Below are 20,698 nucleotides of genomic sequence, written 5' to 3' on the forward strand. Positions count from 1 at the left end.
GGAGGAAATCCCCTCGAAAGCGGATGGAGTTCTACGGGCCGAGCCAGCTGATGCAGGACGGCACGGCGTCGTTGTGCAGCGGTCTGGCCGCGCGGCTGGGCCTTCGGGGCTTATCGACCACCTGAAGGAGGCTTCCAGCAGACAGCCCTTGCGCGCGTCATGCTGCGCCAACACAGCGTGGCCGAGGCGATCCCCAGTCCGGCAAGCTCACAGAGCGGTTCGTACCGAGTGGACCTCTCCGCAACGATTTCGACGCAGTAACTTACGCAGTAGCCAGACTGCCAGACGGCCCGCATTCGCTGTAATCATGCGGGGTGCAGGGACGATTTCGATCCTCCTCCTCTCCACCAACCGATCATCCTGAACAGTGCCACGTGCGACTTTAAGCATTGGCTTGCAGCCGCTGCAGGGCTTATGTTTACGGTGCAGTCTGCAGTGACCCTGTCCCAGGTTCCAATGCCTCCAGTCACATCGCCCCCGTCCGGAAGGTACGTTGCCTCGCCGCATGACCTCGGATTCGCCTTCACTTAGGCGTTCTGGGCCTGCGCGGCCTGCCGAATTGAGTCAGCCAACGAGGCCACTCCCTGCATGATTCTCCCGGCAGATTCTGTGACGAATGACAGCCTCATTGCGTTGCACAAAGGATCAGCCGCGTAGAACGCGGCGCCTGGCACGAAGCTCACACCGCGTTCGACTGCAAGCGGCAGCAACTTCGCGGTGTCCAAACCACTTGCCAAGGTCAACCAGCAAAACATTCCTCCGGTTGGAGTACTCCACGAAGCAAGGCCACGCATATGGGCCTGAAGAGCATCCACCATGGCATCACGCCCTTGCCGGTATTTCGCGCGAACCTCCGTCAGATGCTTTTCGAGAATGCCCCTTCCCAACAAGTCAGCCACCACATGTTGCGCGAATGTCCCGCTGTGCAAGTCTGCGGCTTGCTTGGCTTGAACCAGCTTGCCGTAGACGGCGGTTGGAGCAACTGCGTAGCCGAGCCGCAGTCCAGGCGCGAGAATTTTTGAGAATGACCCTAAATAGACAGTTCCCTCTGGCCAATGAGCAGCGATGGGCTCCGCCGGAGGCTGTTCGAACCAAAGATCACCGTAGGGATCATCTTCAACCAGTGGCAATCCAAGGGATTGGGCCTGATCGGCAATCTGTGCGCGCCGTGCCTTGGAAATGCAGCGCCCTGTAGGGTTCTGAAAATTGGGCAGGAGATAAAGCGCCCGGGCATCACCCACGTCTCGCAGACTCCCTGGCATAGGCCCGAATTCGTCACACCGAACCTCCACGGTGTCCGCCTCGTAGGGTGCAAACGCCTGCAGCGCTCCCAGGTAGGTTGGCGACTCAACCGCTACCTTGGTGCCCCTTTCGAGAAGAACTTTGCCAACGAGATCCAGCCCTTGCTGCGACCCACTGGTGATCAGCACCTGATCAGCACTAACCGTCAGACCTTGTTGCCTCATTCGCTCAGCGACCCATTCGCGCAGCACGAGCAGGCCCTCTGTGGTGGTGTACTGCAGGGCCATGTGAGAAGACTGCGAGAGCACCCTTTGGCACGACTCCCGAATTTCCTCAGTCGGAAAGCTGCCGGGCGAGGGCAAGCCGCCGCCCAGCGAGACAAGGCCAGGGCGCCCCATCAACTTCATGAGCTCTCGAATCATCGAGGGGGACAACTGGCCCGTACGCCGGGCGTACTTGAAAGGATTGGTGATCATGGCAGGCGCTGCGCGACTCTTTTCATCGCAGTGTTCATCGGTCTTGTCGGCCAGCTGGAGCCGGCCGCGTGAAATATCCGGGCCAGGCCGTCGTCGCTGGAAGATGAGCCCCTGCGGAAGCTCGAGCTCTGCACCGGAAGAACTGCTACTCGACCAGGCCGAGATCATCGAGAGACGTTCAATGGTGACTGCGTCCTCAACTGCATGCCTCGCGCGCATGGCTCTTGCGGTCGTGGAAGATGAATCCAATGCTATTGAGCAGGAGCTGTGCTGCCAGGATCGACGTGGTTCCAGCGGGGTCGTAAGCGGGCGCAACTTCCACCAAATCCATGCCAACGATGTTCCCGTTGCTGCGTCGTGAAAGCGCCTGGATGATCTCCAGCACCTCGTAGTAGAGAAAGCCGCCGTGGCTGGGCGTGCCAGTACCTGGTGCGACAGACGGATCGAAGCCGTCGATATCGACGGTGATGTAGTACGAAACGCCCTCAGGAATCTTTGCCAGCACGCCCTCGGATCCCAATCGGCGCACATCCCGAACCGAGAGAATCTGCGAGCCCGCCCTGCGTGCATCGTCGTAGTCGGAACGATTTGATGACGACACGTTGCGGATGCCGATCTGCGTCATCCCGACAACGTGATCCATTTCCGAGGCACGCCGCAGCGGGCTTCCGTGTCCGAATCGCACACCGTGACGTTCGTCTACGAAGTCCAAGTGCGCATCGACGTGCAGGATGTGTATCGGCCCCCGGCCGGCAAAGGCCTTGATTGCCGGCGCATGTACAGAGTGATCGCCCCCCAGCACCACTGGCATCGCCCCCTGCTCAAGCATCTTGCGTACAGCCAACTCAATGTTGGCGTTGCTCTTCGCCATGTCGGTGTGAATGATGTCGGCGTCGCCGACATCGACCATGCGCACCTGCTCCTTGGTCAGATACAGGACGTCGTCCTCGAAGTCGTAGGCGCCAGCATGTCCGAAGGAGAACAACGTCGAGGCCTCACGGATGCCGCGTGGCCCGAATCGCGCGCCTGGGCGCCATTGAGTGCCCATGTCATTGGGAGCCCCAAGTATGGCGACGTCGGCATCGATGTGATTCCAATCGACGCACGCAGGAGACTTGGCAAAGGTGCAGTGCCCAACAAACGGAAGGTTTAGGCGACCGGATTCGTACTCATTTTTGGCCATGAACGTCCTACTGTGTTTGACTCGGCTCGCACGCGTGTCGCGCCGTGGACGGAAATTTGGCCATCGCGCCTGCCTCATGAAAATGAGGAACCAGCGATGCATACATCGGCCGCGGCCGTTGTATTGGCAGGAAGTGGTCAGCAGCGCCACCGTCGCCAGGTGAAAGAGTCAAGATGGCCTGCGGCCGGAAAAACGAGCGGAGCGCCGCTTCGCGCACCAGGGCAACAGCGCAACCCGGGAGATTGCGTCGGTGAGGGACGCACTGGCTACGCTCGATTGCCGTACGGCGCCACGCAAGATCCATTGCCCGGCGTTCGCGTCAACCGCATGAAATTCAATTGACTACCGAGCTGGCGAGCGAAGCCACAAGACCATCGGCGCCGCGCCTCTTGATCACCCCCCCTGTCTGTGCTTTGCCTGGCCTAGCAGCCAAGTGCTGAACTCTCGCACCAGGGTGTCGCCCTGGCGCGAGTGCGGCACCACGAGGTGGTAAGCCTGGCCGGAGAGCACGTGGGCTTCGTCCAGCGCCAGCAGCCGCCCGTCGGCCAACTCAGCCTCGACGAGGACGCGCGGCACCAGCGCCACGCCGAGGCCGGCGGCGGCGGCTTCTGCCACCATGGCGAACTGCTCGAAGTGCGGTCCCTGATGAGCGCGTGGCGCTTCGACCTCGGCGTGCTCGAACCACTCGGCCCACTGCGTGGGCCGCGTCACCTGTTGCAGCAGGCGGCATTGAGCAATGTCGGCGGGACGCTTGAGCGTGTGGCTGCGCTTGAAGGCCGGGCTGCACACGGGGATCAAGGCTTCGACCATGAGTTCCATGCACGTGGCCTGCGGCCAGACCGGCTCGCCGAAGTGGATGGCGAGGTCAAAGGGCTCGGCAGCGAAGTCGAACGGGTGGCTGCGCGCCGCGAAGTTGATGGTCACCTCGGGGTGGGCTTCGGTGAAGCCCGGCAGCCGGGGAATGAGCCAGCGCGTGCCGAATGTCGGCAGCACGGCGATGTTGAGCACGGCCTGCTCCCCGGAGAGGCTCATGATCTTGTGCGTGGCCGCCGACATCGCCTCCAGCGCCTGGCGCAGCTCGGCGGCGTAGAGCCGGCCGGCGTCGGTCAGCACGACGCGCTGGCGCACGCGATGAAAGAGCGCCACCCCCAGGCTCTCCTCCAGGCTGGTAATTTGCCGGGACAACGCGCTTTGCGTGAGGTGCCGCTCCTCGGCCGCGCGCGAAATGCTGGCGTACCGAGCGGCGGCCTCAAAGGCCAGCAGGTGATTCATTGGCGGCAAGAGTTGGCGCTTAAACGTCATGCACGGATTGTGAGTTCATTCGATATTGGAATGAACTACTTCGAATTCATCGATGGCGCCGCGGCTGGTTTTTCAGCACAGTCTCAGCCACCATGCCGATGAGCTTCACCCCCGATCAGACCCGTGCCCGCTTCGCCGAAGCGATGTCTCAGACGTACCGCCAGGAGGTGCCGCTGTATGGCCACCTCGTCGATTTGGTGAACGGCATCAATGCTGAACAAGGCACAGAGGGCTCACGCCTGGCCGTCGAGCGCCACGGCGCTATCCGCGTGGGCACGGCAGCAGAGCTGTCCATGATGCGCCGCCTGCTGGCCGTGCTCGGCATGCAGCCAGTGGGCTACTACGACCTGTCGGTGGCCGGCATCCCGGTGCACTCCACGGCCTTCCGTCCGGTGGGCGAGGCATCGCTGGCGCGCAACCCCTTCCGCCTCTTTTGCTCGCTGCTGCGCACCGAGCTGATCGCCTGCCCGCAGGTGCGCCAGCTTGCCGAGAACGCCCTGACCGGCCGCCAGATCTTCACGCCCGGCTGCGTGCGCCTGATCGAGCGCTTCGAGGCCCGGGGCGCGCTCTCGGCCGACGAGGCCGAGGAATTCGTCCAAGAGACGCTGCACACCTTCCGCTGGCGCGGTCATGCGACGGTGAGCCAGGCGGTCTACAGCGCCATCAAGGCTCAGCATCCGCTGGCGGCCGACGTGGCCTGCTTCCCCAACCCCCACATCAACCACCTCACCCCGCGCGTGCTGGACATCGACGCCGCGCAAGCCGCCATGCGGGAGCGTGGCCTGCCGGCCAAGGCCGTGATCGAAGGCCCGCCGCGCCGCGCCGTACCCATCCTGCTGCGCCAGACCGCCTTCAGCGCCTTGTGTGAGGACGTGACCTTTGCCGACGGCACCCGAGGCGACCACACCGCCCGCTTTGGCGAAATCGAGCAGCGCGGCTGCGCCCTCACGCCCAAGGGCCGCCAGCTCTACGACAAGCTGTTAGAGCGTGCCCGGCGTTCCGCGCAGCAGCATGGGGCGGTCGAGCCCAAGGCCCTGGCCGAGAACCTCCACCGTGAGTTCGAAGCCTTCCCCGACGACCTGGAGGCCTTGCGCCGAGAGGGCCTGGCCTACTTCCGCTATTCGCTCAGCCCCGAGGCGGGCAAGGTCCGTCTACCCGCCAGCCTGGTAGACATCAATGCACTGGTGAGAGAGGGCTTGCTGCACGTGGAGCCTCTAACCTACGAAGACTTCCTGCCCGTCAGCGCAGCCGGCATCTTCCGCTCCAACTTGGGCGAGCAAGACGGTGGCGTGTTCGCGTCGCATTCCAACCGAGCAGCCTTCGAAGCCGCGCTGGGTGCCAACGTGCTCAACGAGTTTGAGCTCTACCGCGAAGCCGAGGGCGCGTCGCTGGCCAACTGCTTGCGCCAGTTGGCGCGCGCCGCATGACCGGACTGGCTGAGCGCATGCGCGCCGAACTTGGCGAGCGGGCCGTCCTGCTGGATGGGCAAGACCTGGCTCCCTACCTGCAGTCTGCCCGCCACGGCGCGGGCCTGACGCGCGGCGTGATCCGGCCCAGCAGCCTGGCGGCGATCTCATGGACGGTCGCCGAGCTGGTGCGCTCGGGCGAGCCCTTCGTGGTGCAGGGCGCCGCCACCGGCCTCGTGGCCGGCGCCACGCCCAGCCGCGATGGCCGCCAGTGGGTGCTCTCCACTCAGTCCCTGCGTGACCGACTGGAAATCGACCCCTTGAGCCGCAGCGCCGTCGTGTCGGCCGGCCACCGGCTCTCGGACCTGAACCGTACCGCCGCCAAGCAGGGGCTGTGCTTTCCCATCGACCTTGGCGCTGACCCGACCTTGGGCGGCATGATCGCCACCAACACTGGCGGCGCACGCCTGATCCGCTATGGCGGCGTGCGCGAGAACTTGCTGGGCCTGCAAGGCGTGCTGCTGCACCCGCCGGGTCAAGCGGTGGGCCAGCTTCACGGCCTGCGCAAGAACAACACAGGCCTGGACTGGAGCCAACTGCTGTGCGGCAGCTTCGGCGCCTTCGGCCTCGTCACCCATGCCGTGGTCAAGCTGCACGCCCTGCCCCGGCAAACCGCCACCGCGCTGCTGGCCTTGCCGTCCGCAGCCGTGGGCGTGCAATTGCTGGCCGACTTGGAGGCCGAACTGGGCGACTTCGTCACGGCCTTCGAGGGCATCTCCGGCCCGGCATTGGCGGCCGTGGTGCGGCACCTGCCGGGCGCGACCGCGCCGTTTGCCGAACTGCCGGTCTATGCCGTGCTCGTGGAGCTGACCTCGACGCTGGGCGTCGACCAGGGCCTCGATCTCAATGCCCTGCTGCTGTCCTGGCTGGAGCGCCAGATGGAGTCGGGTGCCGAACTGCTCGACGCCGTGGTGGACAAGCCCGAAAAGCTCTGGCGACTGCGTCACGGCCTGAGCGAAGCCGTGCAGCACCTCGGACGCATGCTGGCCTTTGACCTCTCGGTCACGCGCTCACGCTTTGCGCCCCTGCGCGAGCAGGCCCTGGCCGTGATCGCCGAGCACCTGCCCGACGCGCAGGTCTGCGACTTCGGCCACCTGGGCGATGGCGGCATGCACCTGAACTTCGTGGTGCCTTGGGACACGGCCGAGGGCCGCATCGCAGCGCTGCGCGAGGCCATTTACGACCTCACCGTGCGCGAGTTCGGCGGCAGCTACAGCGCCGAGCACGGCGTGGGCCCCAGCAACTCGGCCTTCTACCACCGCTACACCGACGCAGCCACGCTGGACTGGGCGGCCGCGCTGCACCGGCACTTCGACCCGGCCAGACTGCTGGGCAACGTTCGACTGGATCAAGCCACGGGTTCCGGGGCGACTCCACCGGGGAGCTCAAGCAGCCTGCATCACGCAGGCTCACTTCAAAGAGTGTCAGGCGCGGGCACGAGCGACACCCCTTGAGCCTGAGCCGCCGCCGCCTGCGCCCGCATCGCGCGCACGTAGGCGTCTCGCTGCTGCAGGCGCAGCCAATACGCCGCCACAGCCGGCGTGAAGCGTTCGGCAATCCCGAGATACTGCGCCAACATCAAGGCATAGCCGACGGAGACGTCCGCGGCAGTGAACCGGCCGGCACACAGATACGGCTGCTCAGCCAGCAGCGGCTCCAGCGTACGCAACCGGGCAAGGAACCACTTCGTGTAGTCCTCGGCCACTGCGGGCTGTCGCCTTGGCTCCGGCTCGAACCGCGAGTAGCGCAGCACCAAGGTCTGCGGGAAGGTCAGTGTCGCCTCGCCGAAGTGAAGGAAATTCAGGAAGGCGCCAAAGCCTGTTTCGCCCGGTTCGACTTGCAGCGTCGTCGGGGCACTCAGCGCGCACAGGTACTCGCAGATCGCGGCGGACTCGGTCATGCGGACATCGCCGTCAACCATCAAGGGCACGGTTCCCAGGGGGTTCTCGTCGAGATACCAGCGCGCCGACACGCGCGGCGGAAACGGCAGCAACAGGAGCTTGTAGGGCAGCTCAAGCTCCTCCAGCATCCACAAGGGCCGGAAGGAGCGTGCGCTCATGCAGTGATAGAGGGTAACCATGAAGTTGCTCCATCGGCGGCCGCAAGCGGCACGCCGGTCAAATCAATGTGCGGGCATGGCGCGCAGCTTCTCGCGCGCCCACGCATCGGCAACACGGTTGGGCGCAGCGCCAGCGGCACGGTCAAGCAGTTCCGCGACCCGTGAACCGCTGCTCATCATTGCGCGTACACCCGGTCTTTGCCCAACATCACCTGCTGATGCCCGCATCCGGCAGGGATCATCGGGAAGCAGTTCTCCTGGGCCACGACTGCCACATCCAGAAAATACGGTTGGTCGGACGCCAGGCATTCGGCCAGCGCTGCGTCCAGTTCGCTGCGCTGGGTGACACGGCGGGCCCGCCAGCCAAAGCCACGGGCCACGGCCACAAAGTCGGGCAGTGCCGCGGTGTAGCTGTGGCTGTAGCGCCCCCCGTGGATCAGTTCCTGCCACTGGCGCACCATGCCCATGTAGCCGTTGTTGGACAACACCACCTTCACCGGCGTGCGATGCTGCACGGCGGTGGACAGCTCCTGGATGTTCATGAGGATCGATGCATCGCCGCTGACGCAGACCACAGTCTTGTCCGGGTGGGCGACCTGCGCGCCGATGGCCGCCGGCAGGCCGTAGCCCATCGTGCCGGCGCCGCCTGAGGTCAGCCAGCGCATGGGCTTCTCGAAGCTCAGGTGCTGGGCGGCCCACATCTGGTGCTGACCGACGTCGGTGGAGACGATGGCGTCCAACTTGCTGAGTGCTGCCTGCAAGCGCGTCATCAGCGCCTGCGGTGCAATCGCACCTGTCCCATCGTCGTAGGCCAAGGATCGCTCGGCCCGCCAGCACTTGATGCGAGTCCACCATGGCGCCAGCCGATCCCGCGGAACAGGCAGGTCTGCAAAATGTGTCAACAACTGGGTGAGAGCAGACTCGCAGTCCCCGACGATGGGGATGTGGGCCTTGACCGTCTTGTTGATCGAGGTCGGGTCGATGTCGATGTGAACAACACGCGCTTGCGGACAGAACTGGTCGAGCCGGCCGGTGACGCGGTCATCGAAACGTGCGCCGACGCAGACGATCAGATCGGCATGGTGCATCGCCAGATTGGCTTCGAGCGTGCCGTGCATGCCCAGCATGCCCAACCACTGCGGGTCGGACGCCGGGTAGGCGCCGAGCCCCATCAATGTGAGCGTGCAGGGCGCGCCGGCAGCGCGCACCAGCTGGCGAAAGGCTTGACAGGCCTCGACGCCCGAGTTGATCAAGCCCCCGCCACCGTAGAACACGGGTCTTTGGGCTTGGCGGATCGCGTGTGCCGCAGCCTCAATCTGGGCAAGAGTGGAGCGCTTGAACGGCATCGGCACCGTCGGCGTTGGCGTTGGCGGCGCCAGCCGTTTCGTGACCTTTCGCTGCTGGAGGTCTTTGGGGAAATCCACCAGCACCGGACCGGGCCGTCCGCTCCGCGCGACGGCCACGGCCTTATGCACCACGGCTTCGATGTCGTCAGCACGGCGAAGTTGCACGTTCCACTTGGTCACCGAGCGCGAGATGCCGAGTGCGTCGCACTCCTGGAACGCGTCAGTCCCGATGGACGACGTGGCCACCTGGCCGCTGATGCACAGCACCGGCACCGAGTCGCACAGCGCGTCGAGCAGCCCGGTGGTGGTGTTGCTCATGCCAGGACCCGAGGTCACAAACACCACGCCCAATCTGCCGGTCGAGCGCGCATAGCCCTGGGCCGCATGCACTGCGGCCTGCTCGTGGCGCACCAGCACATGGCGCAGGCGAGGCTCGCTGTGCAGAGCGTCGTAGAGCGGCAGCACCGCTCCACCCGGATAGCCGAACACCGTGTCGATGCCAAGCGCAAGCAGGGTGTCGATCAGCAGCGCGGCGCCGGTGACCTCGAGCACCTCGTCGGCCGCGCTTGCAGGCGGCCCAAAGGCCCGGGTGGCGGGAACTTCGACGTCGATCATGGGGAGGCTGTTCATGCTGCTACTGTTCCCGAACTTTCGCAAAAAGTGCTTCTGTTTTTTCCGAAAAAAATACCAACCAAAGCAAATCTTGCCGACATATCACAACGAGCGGAAAATATTTCTGAAGCACTAGAAACACGACGGACCATCAGTCCAAGATCATCGCCATGCCCAAACCCAAAGCACCTGAACTCGACCGCGTGGACTTCGCCATCCTGCGGGCACTGCAACGCGACGCGCGCCTGAGCCTGGCCGAAATCAGTGCCGAAGTGGGCCTGACCACATCGCCCTGCTGGACACGCATCAAGCGACTGGAAGACGCTGGTGTCATCGAGGGGTACTCGCTGCGGCTGAACGCCGAGAAGATTGGCCTGAAAGACATGGTGATCGTTCAGCTCACGCTCGACAGCCACTCTGACGAGGCGCTCGAACGCTTCGGCCGCGAGCTTGAGCGAATTCCAGAAATCCTGGAGGTCTTTCTCGTGTCCGGCGACTACGACTACCACTTGCGCATCGCCGTGGCCGACACGCGCGACTACGAACGTCTGCTGCGCGAGAAGCTCTACAAGATTCCAGGCATCCGGCACAGCAAGTCCAGCTTCGTGCTCAAGCAGCTGAAGAGGGGCGAGCTGCCATTGAACAGCCCGTAACCCTCGTGCAGTGTTCATGCGCGACGCGACAAGGCCGGGGCTAAGTTCCCTGTCTCGACGCCCTCGATTTGGCCCAGCAATCGAGCGCGCTCGGCCCGCATCCGCGCCAGATGTGCGGCCTTCACATGCCCGTATCCGCGAATGTGCTCAGGCAATTGGGCCAGTTGGACCACGGCCTGGAGTTGATCGCCTCGCAATTGCTTCAAAAGGCGGCCGAGTGTGCCCTCGTACTCATCCACAAGTTCCCGCTCCTCGCGCCGCTCGCGCGTGTAGCCGAAGACATCGAAGGGCGAGCCGCGCAGTCTCTTGAGTTTGGCAAGCACGCGCATCGCCTTGAGGACCCAGCCGCCGTACTCACGCTTGACGAGATGCCCGGTGGTCGGGTCTGTGCGGGCGAACAGGGGCGGCGCCAGGTAGACGGACAGCCTCAAATCGCCCTCGAACTCCGCGCGCAGCTCGGCCAGAAATTCCGGCGCGCTGTACAGCCGCGCCACCTCGTATTCATCCTTGTAGGCGAGCAGCTTGCTGAAGCCGACAGCCACCGCCTTTGCCAGGCGATCACTGCCCGGCGCCAAGCCTTGCTCGGCCTCTACCGCACGCTCGACCAGGGCACGATAGCGCTGCGCATAGCGCGAGTCTTGATAGTCAGTCAGCAGCTTGCTTCGATGCTCGACGATGGCAGCCAGGCTCTCGGGAGCGGGTTCCAACGAGGCAACAGCGCGATCGCCGCAACGGTGAATCGCCTCCTCGACCGCCGAGGCATCATGCACACACAGGCGCCCGAGCCTGAAGGCGCGCAGGTTGAGCGGCACCTGCACGCCATTGAGTTCAATCGCGCGTTCGATGGCCTCGACTCCCATGGGCAGCCAGCCACGCTGCGCAGCCATGCCCACCATCATCAGGTTGGCCCCTACCGGATCACCGCACAGCAGCGTGGCCCATCTTGTCGCGTCGGCATAGTGGACGCGATGCGGCGGCAGCTTGGCGCTGACCTTGCTCTTGAGCAGCCCGGCATCGACCCGGGCGTCCGCCTGGGTCACGAAGGCCGCTGTCGGCGCCACGCGGTCGTTGCCGAGGAAGCAGGTCTTCTCGCCATCCAGCGTGCGATAGCTCTCGTCCCCCAGTGCCGCGATCAGATCGAAAGCCAGCACTAGCGATGCGTCACCCAAACCCAGGCGTGGGCTGGCCACGACGCCGCCGGCCGGTGCCACACGCAGGTGGCTATAGACGGCACCGTTTTTTTGCGACAGTCCCGTCATGTCGTAGACGGAAGGCACCATGCCCTCGAGATGCGCCGCCATCGCCAGGATGGCACCCACCGTGATCACCCCGGTGCCGCCGATGCCGGCGATCATCAGGCCGAAGCCAGCCTCAGGCACGGGCAGACGCTCCGGCACGGGAACGCAAGCCAGGCGCTCGTCTCCAACCGCCGTGACGGATGGCCGACGCAGCCGCCCGCCTCGCACGCCGACGAAGGATGGGCAGAAGCCATTGGCACAGCTGTAGTCCTTGTTGCACGAGGCCTGGTTGATCGTCCGCTTCCTGCCCAAGGCTGTTTCCTTGGGATCGAGGCTGACGCAGCCGGAGCGCACGCCGCAATCACCACAGCCCTCACACACCGCGCTGTTGATGAAAAGGCGCTTGTCAGGGTCGATCAACTCGCCCTTCTTGCGGCGTCGGCGCTTCTCGGCGGCGCAAGTCTGCTCAAAGATCAGCACGGTGCAGCCGGCCGTGTCTCGAAGCTCGCGCTGCACCTCGTCGAGGTGGTCGCGATGTCGCACCTGAACGCCGGCGGGCAAACCCGAATCAGGGCCATACAGGGCGGGCTGGTCGCTGACCACGACCACGCGCTTGACCCCTTCGTGCTGCACCTGCTGAGCCATGGCGCCCACGGAAAGCGGGCCGTCCACCGGCTGCCCCCCGGTCATCGCGACGGCATCGTTGTAGAGAATCTTGTAGGTGATGTTGGCGCCGCTCGCCACGGCGGCCCGGATGGCCAGCAAGCCCGAGTGGTAGTAGGTGCCGTCGCCCAGATTCTGGAATACATGCCCAGCTTTCGAGAAGTGGTGCATCCCGACCCAATTGAGGCCCTCGCCGCCCATCTGCGTGCTGACCAGGGTGCGCGGTTTGGCCCACATCGCCATGCCATGACAGCCAATGCCCGCCATCGCCACACTGCCATCGGGAATCGCTGTCGAGGTGTTGTGCGGGCACCCCGAGCAGAAATAGGGCTGGCGCCTGCCGGTATCCGCCACGATGGCGGTCAGGGCGCCGCGGTAGGCGCGAAGCGATTGCACGCGTTCGTCGAGAGCGGCATCGGCCAGGCCGTTGGCACGCAGGCGCGAGGCGATAGCCAGCGCCACGTCGATGGGTTCAAGCTGCTGGTCTGAGGCCAGCAGCGTCTGCTGATGCTCATCATTCTTGCCAACGATACGCGGCCGTGCCGCATCGTTGTAAAGGCAGGCGGCGGCCTGCGGCTCGACGAAGGCCTGCTTTTCCTCGACGAAGAACAGTTCCTGGCGCCCCTGCGCGAATGCCCTCAGACCAGTGGGCTCCAGCGGCCAGATCAATCCCACCTTGTAGACGGCCAAGCCGAGCTGCCCCGCGCGCTGATCGTCGATGCCCAGATAGCCCAGGGCCTGAATCACGTCCTGATGCGCCTTGCCTGCGGTGACGATGCCAAAACGGCCCGACGCACCCAGTGTGATGCGATCCACTCCGTTGACCCGCGCGAAGCGATGCACCAGTGGCAGCCGATGCCGGAGCAGGATGGCCTCATCCCGGCCGGGGCTGTAGACGCCCCGATAGTGGACTCCGTCGGAGGGCAGCAGGTCATCGGGCAGGGGTCGCTCGATGTGCAGCGCATCAGGATCCAGCGAGACGACGGTGGTCTGCTCAACCGTTTCGTTGACCACCTTCATCCCCACCCAGCAGCCGCTGTAGCGTGACAGCGCATAGCCCAGGAGCCCAAAGCGGACGATCTCGCCCACATCGGCCGGGTAGAGCATCGGCACGTTGTTGGCGGCCAGGGCCTGTTCGCTGTGATGGGCGATGGTCGAGGACTTGCCGGGATGGTCGTCACCGAACACCACCAGCACGCCGCCCAGTGGATGGGTTCCGGCGTAGTGGCCGTGCTTGATGGCGTCGCCGGAGCGGTCCACACCCGGCCCCTTGCCGTACCAGAGCGCGAACACCCCGTCCACGCGGGCTGGGCCCAGCTGTTGCAGCTGTTGTGTGCCCCAGATGGCCGTCGCGGCAAGATCCTCGTTGACCCCCGGCTGAAAGACGACGTCGGCAGTCTTCAGCGCCTTGGCGGACTTCCAGAGCGCCGTATCGAAGCCGCCCAACGGCGATCCGCGGTAGCCGCTGACGTAGCCCGCCGTATGCAGCCCCGCGCGCCGGTCGAACTCGCGTTGCAGCAGCAGCAACCTGACGAGTGCCTGGGATCCGCTCAACATCACTTCACGGTGCCGCAGGTCATGGCGGTCGTCCAGCGATGCTGCCCTCAACAAACGGGCCTCTTCCAATTCGATCTCCTAGGCGGAAATTGCGACCCCGCGCCGCAAGTGACTTCGACGGTGGATCTTTCAAGCTCCCGGGCGCAACAGTGGCCCGGGCGGCCGATGGCAGCGGTCAGTCGGCGTCAGGCTGAGTCAGGGGCCACACCGTGTTGACCAGATAGTCAAGGAACCTTCCCGGTTCTTCGAGATGCGGCATGTGCGCCGAGCGCTCGAACCACTGCCAATGCTTGCTCGGCGCCCGAAGCGTTTCGTACCACTTGCGTGCCACACCGGAAGGCGTGGCGAAGTCATGGCGGCCTGCTGCGATCACGATCGGGCAGCCCAGTTCGCCAAGCTCCTTGAAGTCGGAATGCATCAATTCGGGCAAGAGGCGCTCCACGGCATCCTCGACTTGCCCGGTGCTGTCCAGATCCGCTGCCGTGTATTCCGGGCACAGCGTCTTGGCGTGGTCGAGGACATCGAGATCCTTGCGTCCATGGATCATTCCGCCCAGGTGAACCACCCACTTGCGCTCGGTCAGAAGCCGCATCAGCGTGGAGGCGGTCGGTGCCATGTCGGGATAGGGCGCCAAGGATTCGAGTTCCGTGATCGCATCGGCCAAGCCCAGCGCCCTCGCCTGCCGGACGACGAAGTCGTAGCTGGCGCGTTCGTTTTCGACCCAGTCGATGACCTGGCCGACGCCGACGTACGCGTGCAAGCGCTCGGGACAGCGCTGCGCCAACAATGTCCCGACCACGCTTCCCCAGGAATGGCCCAGCACCACGATTTTCTGGCGCTTGAACCGACCACGCAGGAAGTCCACCACCTCGCAGGCGTCTGCCACCATGTGATCGATGAGGGAGGCTCCGTCGGCCAGATCCGGCCACGCTGCAGCGCCAGACTTTCCACAACGCCGCTGATCCCATTGCACGACGACGAAGTAGTCTTCCCAGCCGCTTTGGTAGAGCCAGCTGGTGGGCATCTCCGGGCTGCCGGGGCCGCCATGAATGAACAGCAGCACAGGATTGCGTGCATCCCTGCCGCGAATCGAAAGCCATTGCTCAGTCCCACCAATCGAAACGGCCAGGAGGTCCTCGATCCCCTCCTGCGCAACGATCCGGCGTGCATTCCTCAAAATCTCGACAAAGGAGCTTCGCTCCGGGCTAGAAGCGATCTCGCTCATGTTCCCTCCCGTGCTCCGGCCACAGCGGCCAAGTAGGCACGCTCACCAATGGCCAATAGAACTGCTGCCATGGCCAGAGCGCCAGCCCCCACCGAAGACGCCGCATACAGCACGCTTCCTGGATCCGTACCCAGCACGTCAGACAGGATGCCGACCCCCGTTGTTCCCAATGCGGTCAGTGAAATGGATACGAGGGTTCCCAGCGCGACGATGCGCGACACGAAACGAGCATCGGACATGTCCTGCATCATGGTGGGCGCCAAGACAACGCCCGCAATCAACGCCGCAACCATCACCGCCAGCAGCAGATAGACGTGCATCGCCGAACTGGCCGCTGACAACATCACGCACGCAAGTGCGGCCGCCGAGCAGCCGCCAACCATGATGCGCAGCGGTGCCGCGTCCCGAATTCGGCGCTGCAGGAATCTCAACCCCAATGTGCCAACCACGGCTCCCGACACGATCCCGACGAGGAAGCAAGTGGCCATCGAAGCCGCGACGTCGTCAGCCGTAGCACCGAACCGCCGCTCCGCGATCACGGGCACCCATGTGGTGAAGGCCTGCAAGCCCATGCTTCCCAAGCCAAAGGCGCAGAACACGCAGAACAGTGCAAGCCGGTGCTGCCGCAAATACGGCCAGATGGGTGGCGACGCGACCGTCTCGTGAGCCTTCCGTGGTCTGTCGGCCTTCAAGAAGACAAGGAAGAACGAACAAGAGATACCCACTGCGGCCGTCAGCAGCAGCGCGGCACGCCACTCCTCCAGCCCAACCCAAGGGTACAAGCCCCAACTGCCCAGCGTTGAAGCCGCACCGGCGACACCGCCTGCCAGGCCGATCCCTGCGCCGATCAGCAGGAGATTCAAAGTGGCGTAGACACTGTTCGCCAGCGCCCGCGTTCGTTCGGGAAATGCTCGCGGTATGTAGGCATACACGATCGGCGCCATGGCCGTCTCGAGGAGACCCATGCCAGCAGAACTGAGAAAGAGAGCGCCGTAGCTACGACTGTTCGCGCCGGCGACGGTTGCCGTGCCCCACAAGGCCAGGATACCGAAAAGCACCTTGCGCACGTCGTACCTATCGGCAGCCCAACCCACGGCAAGGGCGGTCATCCCCGCGATCAAAGAGATGCCGACGCCCTGTAGAACACCAAGTTGAGTGTCGCTGAGCCCCAACGAGAGTCGCAAAGGCTCTCCCAGCAGCGTGAGTACCTGCCGATCCAGCGAGGCCACCAAAGTCAGGAGAACGAGGATCGACAAGGTGAACCAAGCACGTCCATTCGCCCTAGACTTACCAACGGCCTCAAGGCCAATGCTGTCCACGACCTTCATGGCAGCCTCAACTAGTACGCCGCGGTGACGGAAAGCGTGACCGTGCGCGGTCGCGCCTCGACCACATATGCAGGCGACCCCAATGGCACGAAGTTGGTCTGTGCGCTCATCTGGGTTCTGCGGTCAAAGAGATTCCGAATCGACAGGCCGAGATCGAATCTGCCCATCTTCATGCCGGCCTGGGCATCCGCCAGCGCGTAGCCCGGCAGCCGGTAGGACGGCAATGAAGCGCTGCCCGCAAAGCCCGCGTCACGATGACCGACGCCCCGCACCGCCGCGCCCACATAGCCTTGATGCTCACCTACGGAAAACTCGTATCGAGAGCTGAGGCCGAAAGACCACTTTGCCTGATTTGGCAGTTGTGCACCCTCGACGCCGATTCCGGGCCCGGATTCAGTCAGCCGACCATCGGTGTAAGCGAGGCTCGTGGCTACGGTCCAGTCTGGTGACACCCGCAAGGTCAGACTCGCCTCAGCGCCATCGATCTTGGCCTTGCCAGCGTTGGTCAGGAGGTTCAGTCCCTGAACAGCGTAGTACTGTTGAATATTGCGCCAGCGAATCTGGTAAACGGTGGCCTGCACCGACAGGGTCTGATCCAGCAGATCGGCCTTGTAGCCGCCTTCATAGCTCCACAGCGAATCACTCTTGAAGCTGGCAGGCGCCGCAGGCAATCCAGTGGCGGGATCCAGCAAGACGACATTGGGACCGCCGGGTCGATAACCACTGGCTGCCCGCACGTAGACGTTGCTCGTTGGCGAAAGGGCGTATTTGCCTGTCAGCAGGTAGGTAGCAGTGGTCTCGCTGGACTCAGAACTCAAGTCTGTGGGCGCCGCGATGAGCCCTCCACCGACCTGGCGGTAAGTCTGGCGATTGCGCGAAACCCGCGCGCCACCCGTGATGCTCCACTGGCTTGTCGGATTCCAGGTGACGTCAGCGAAGGCGGCGAATTCCTCAAACTTGCTCGGCAGCGACGCCCGGATGATGTCAGGGCCTTGGGAGCCGTCAGGCATCACCGTGCTTATCGATTGGTCATTGGTGCCCGTTTCGCGGTCGTAGTACAAGCCACCGAGCCAGGACACCTCTTTCTTGGCATCCGAAGACAAGCGGAACTCCTGGGTGGTCTTCCTCAGCACAGTCGCGACGTTCTGCGGCACCGACGCCACGTTGAGGCCGGCCAGCTCCGACAACAGCGGCCCGTACACCGGCGTGGTGTCAAAGGCCGAGGTCAAATCGATCCGCTGCGCTGACGTCGTCGAGTTCAGACGCGCGAAGCCCAAATCTGCCTCCAACTCCGCCGAATAGACACGGATCTTCGATGTGTACGGCTCGCGCATGGCCAGGCTGCGCGTCGAAGGGCTGGTTTTCGGAGTGCGCGTCACCGGGTCGTAGTCGACATAGTCCAGCCCATCGCGATGCAAGTCTTGCGCAACCGCCGACAAGCGCAACTTGAAGTCCTTGCTGGGCTCCAAGAGGCCCACCACCCGGATCCCTTGTGAGTCGCCCTTGTTGACGCCAGCCCCCCCTGCCGGGCCAACGGCCGTGACATAGCCGGGATCCTTGTCCGAAAAGGCAGCGACACGGACTGCCGAGACGCCAGACTGCACAGGCACATTGATGAGTCCACTGACCGTGTGCCCCAGGGAGCCACCATCGGTGGACTGCACCGCCACTCTCGCCCAAGATTCAAAGGACTTGGTATTGGGCTCGTTGGTCACGTACTTCAATACGCCGCCCATGGCTCCTGCCCCATACAGCGTGCCCTGAGGGCCGCGCAGGAGTTCGATATGGCTGAGGTCCAGAAGAGCCATATCCAAGGCGTTGATGGGGCCGCTCACAAAGGGGCTGTAGGAACCGACCGCGATGTCATCAATGTAGGTGCCGACTGTCGCGATGGTCTGGTCACCTGTCGAAACGCCCCGAACGCTGATCGCCCCCAGGCCTGCCCCGCCCTGCGTCTTCACGTCGACGGCGGGCAAGCCAGCCAGGTAGTCCACAAGGCCCTTGGCACCCGATTGCTCGAGCTCGTCCGCCGACAGCCTGTTGATTTGCAGCGGGACATCTCGAGCCATCTCTTTACGGCGGTTGGCCGTGACGACAACCGCCTGCAGTTGGTTTCTTTCTTTTGCACCGTCACCCGGCTTGTCCTTTTCCAGCACGCCGGCGCTCTGCTCCGCCGGTTCGGCCTGGGCCTGGGCTTGCGCCAATGCCATCACCGGCAGGCAAGTGCCAAGGCAAACCACCGCCGCCGCACGAGCGACCAAGGTGCGCGAGTTGGCGAGGTGTCGTGACGGATCCAGTGGCTTGCTCATGTTGACGTCTCAAAAAGGGGTGGAATTGCCTGCCAAGGTATGGCGTGTGATCCGCAAGATTCCGTGCGGGAGCCAGCGACGGGCGCTGGCGTCATGGCACGCGAACCTCAAGCTCGAAGGTGCCGACACGACAGCTTTGGACTTCGATGAGCAGCCTGCCGCTGCCGGCGGTAATCACCGAGACGACCCGCTCGCCGTCGTTGCCGCGAGTCCAAGGCTCGAAGCCGCTGGCGCGGCCGTAGAGGCCACCGCCCCAGCCCTCCAAATGGCCGATGTCGATCTGCGGCGCGGTGGGCGACAGGACCTGCGCTTGTTCAGCCTTGACCGTGAGCCGCAGCCGCTCCGCATGAGGGAGTGCCTTCGCCGACGACGGCCCATAGGTCGCGAAGTACCCGTCGTTGCGAATGCGTACCTCAGTGCAAACATGCGTGTCGAACTGGGTCTGGCGGAGCACCTCCAGTGTCAGCTGGGGCAGCAAGGAAGCCACTCTGAGGAAGGCAGCGCTTTGCGCGTCGCAGGTCTGCGCAATTCGTTCGAGGGGCGGATTGATGATCCCGACACTGGGGTCAAAGCCTGCCAACTCCACTTCACCGAGCTGCGGATGGTTGAACTTACGCCAGGGCTTGAAGATGCGCCCGGCGTTGTGTTCGCGGTCGAACTTCACCAAGGCGCGCATGTCCTTGCGCGTCAGTTTGATGTAGTTGTCCATGAACGGCTTCTTCGGGGCGATGCCCACCTGCTTGAAGACGTCCCAGAGCTCCACCACATAGGCCAGTGCACCCCGCTGGTGGTAGGCGTAGTCCATCAAGTCGCCATGGATGGTTTTGTCGGGCGAATACAGGAACTCATGGAACCCGCTAACCGTCGGATAGCCGGTGTACTCGGCCATCCACGCCTCGACCTGCTCGAATACCGAGAGGTCTAGGGGATCCATCTTCGAGTCGGGCTGATCGCCAAGGGGGCGGATCAGCACGCCGCCGAAGGTGTGAAGACTTAGCCACACCATGATGTTTGCGTGGCGCGTCGCAAACTCCAGCACGGCACGCGTCTCGGGCGCACTCCCGGGATAGGGGCCTGCGCCCGCCTCTTGAGGCTCAGGCACCCAGTGGTGTGGGAAGTTGCGGTTGAAATCTTGGGAGTTGTCTGACAAATAGTGCGGATCCGGAATGTGATGGCCATCGAAGTTCTCGATCTGCCCCTCCGGATACAGCTTGAAGAACGGCCCTTCGTCTTCGGGTAGCCGTGGCACCAGCACAGGAGGCTCGATCCGCACGCCCTCCTCGTCTCGCAGCTCGGATAGCTCACCTCCAGGGCTGATCTGCCGCATGCAACCGATACTCCCATCGCCGTCGATGTCGGCCGTCACCCACCGCGGCGTCTTCCGGTGGATCTGCTCATCGACCGGGCTGGAGCGAAGTGGTCTTCCGGTGGACAAGAATTGCTCGGCGCCATCCGGAGACAGTCGAGGCACGACATAGAACAGGGCCTCGCGCAGTGAGGCCGCCATAGGCTTTGCCAGTGGTTTCCCGCCGACTTGTTCAGCGCCTGACATCAATGCGATCAGGTCGGAAACGATGGCCAGAGCCACATTGGTGCCGCACACCTCGCTGGCATGCATGTTCGCGTCGATCCAGACCGCCGGACGCAGACGGTCTGGATCCCTGCCCACAATGAGCATGGGAATGCTTCTACCCTCGGCGGACTGGCCGAGTGAGCACAGGCGAACGAGGTCTGCGTGCGTAGCCGCCCAGCCCTCCAACTGCCCCATGAGTTGAGCGTAGTTCAGGTAGCGATCTCGGAACATCGTGGTCTATTTCTGCAACGCCCTATGGATGGGCTCGCAGTCAATGTACCGACGTCCTTACACGCGAAAAATGCGCTGTATCTGATGCTTGCATTGACCCAGGCCGATGTTTTCCGACTGCATGGAGCTACTCGACGACACACGGCACTGCAGCGGAATACAACAAATCGATGGGATTTACACTGCGATTACATTGATGAAACTCGATGCAGTGAAGGTTCTATCGCAACGTGCG

General features: G+C 63.9%; 13 protein-coding genes. 3 read left to right on the forward strand and 10 right to left on the reverse strand.

The annotated features are described in order from the left end of the window. Positions 1–527: 527 nt before the first annotated feature. The 3 genes from ACXJKM_RS23020 to ACXJKM_RS23030 form a co-directional block, all read right to left on the reverse strand. Positions 528–1,967 (reverse strand): aminotransferase-like domain-containing protein, encoded by a 1,440-nt coding sequence (locus ACXJKM_RS23020; protein WP_457323614.1) that lies wholly within the window; start codon positions 1,965–1,967, stop codon positions 528–530. Beyond that, a complete protein-coding gene (speB, locus tag ACXJKM_RS23025; protein WP_457323613.1) occupies positions 1,915–2,901 on the reverse strand; it encodes an agmatinase in 987 nt (328 codons plus the stop codon). The genes ACXJKM_RS23020 and speB overlap by 53 nt, the downstream gene beginning before the upstream one ends. A gap of 393 nt (positions 2,902–3,294) precedes the next feature. After that, positions 3,295–4,173, reverse strand: a complete 879-nt coding sequence (locus tag ACXJKM_RS23030; protein WP_457355448.1) for a LysR family transcriptional regulator — start codon at positions 4,171–4,173, stop codon at positions 3,295–3,297. 122 nt (positions 4,174–4,295) lie between these two features. Between ACXJKM_RS23030 and hglS the strand changes: the two genes are divergently transcribed. Then, complete coding sequence (hglS, locus tag ACXJKM_RS23035; protein ID WP_457355450.1) at positions 4,296–5,630, forward strand: 2-oxoadipate dioxygenase/decarboxylase HglS; 1,335 nt, start codon at positions 4,296–4,298, stop codon at positions 5,628–5,630. Continuing rightward, positions 5,627–7,123 (forward strand): FAD-binding oxidoreductase, encoded by a 1,497-nt coding sequence (locus tag ACXJKM_RS23040; RefSeq protein WP_457355452.1) that lies wholly within the window; start codon positions 5,627–5,629, stop codon positions 7,121–7,123. The genes hglS and ACXJKM_RS23040 overlap by 4 nt, the downstream gene beginning before the upstream one ends. On the opposite strand, the gene ACXJKM_RS23045 is transcribed toward ACXJKM_RS23040, so the two are convergent. Together ACXJKM_RS23045 and ilvB are read right to left on the reverse strand one after the other, a co-directional pair. Beyond that, a complete protein-coding gene (locus tag ACXJKM_RS23045) occupies positions 7,084–7,749 on the reverse strand; it encodes a glutathione S-transferase family protein (RefSeq protein WP_457324749.1) in 666 nt (221 codons plus the stop codon). The two genes, ACXJKM_RS23040 and ACXJKM_RS23045, sit on opposite strands and share 40 nt — an antisense overlap. Positions 7,750–7,904: 155 nt before the next feature. Continuing rightward, the gene (ilvB, locus tag ACXJKM_RS23050; RefSeq protein ID WP_457355454.1) at positions 7,905–9,704 is read right to left on the reverse strand and encodes a biosynthetic-type acetolactate synthase large subunit; all 1,800 of its coding nucleotides are present in this window, start codon (positions 9,702–9,704) and stop codon (positions 7,905–7,907) included. A gap of 152 nt (positions 9,705–9,856) precedes the next feature. On the opposite strand from ilvB, the gene ACXJKM_RS23055 reads away from it, so the two are divergent. Then, positions 9,857–10,339 (forward strand): Lrp/AsnC family transcriptional regulator, encoded by a 483-nt coding sequence (locus ACXJKM_RS23055; protein WP_457324747.1) that lies wholly within the window; start codon positions 9,857–9,859, stop codon positions 10,337–10,339. Between the two features lie 14 nt (positions 10,340–10,353). Here ACXJKM_RS23055 and ACXJKM_RS23060 read toward each other — a convergent pair whose 3' ends face one another. From ACXJKM_RS23060 to ACXJKM_RS23080, 5 genes are all read right to left on the reverse strand, one after another. Continuing rightward, positions 10,354–13,866 (reverse strand): indolepyruvate ferredoxin oxidoreductase family protein, encoded by a 3,513-nt coding sequence (locus tag ACXJKM_RS23060; protein ID WP_457355456.1) that lies wholly within the window; start codon positions 13,864–13,866, stop codon positions 10,354–10,356. A gap of 106 nt (positions 13,867–13,972) precedes the next feature. After that, on the reverse strand, positions 13,973–15,022 hold the full coding sequence (locus tag ACXJKM_RS23065; RefSeq protein WP_457355458.1) for an alpha/beta fold hydrolase: 1,050 nt from the start codon (positions 15,020–15,022) through the stop codon (positions 13,973–13,975). After that, positions 15,019–16,350, reverse strand: coding sequence for an MFS transporter (locus tag ACXJKM_RS23070; RefSeq protein WP_457324728.1), 1,332 nt, complete (start codon positions 16,348–16,350; stop codon positions 15,019–15,021). Before ACXJKM_RS23070 ends, ACXJKM_RS23065 begins: the two co-directional genes overlap by 4 nt. Positions 16,351–16,361: 11 nt before the next feature. Beyond that, positions 16,362–18,659 (reverse strand): TonB-dependent receptor, encoded by a 2,298-nt coding sequence (locus ACXJKM_RS23075; RefSeq protein WP_457355460.1) that lies wholly within the window; start codon positions 18,657–18,659, stop codon positions 16,362–16,364. A 91-nt stretch (positions 18,660–18,750) separates the two neighbouring features. Further along, complete coding sequence (locus ACXJKM_RS23080; RefSeq protein WP_457355462.1) at positions 18,751–20,463, reverse strand: M14 family metallopeptidase; 1,713 nt, start codon at positions 20,461–20,463, stop codon at positions 18,751–18,753. Between the last annotated feature and the right edge of the window lie 235 nt (positions 20,464–20,698).

This window comes from Roseateles sp. P5_D6, assembly GCF_054049415.1.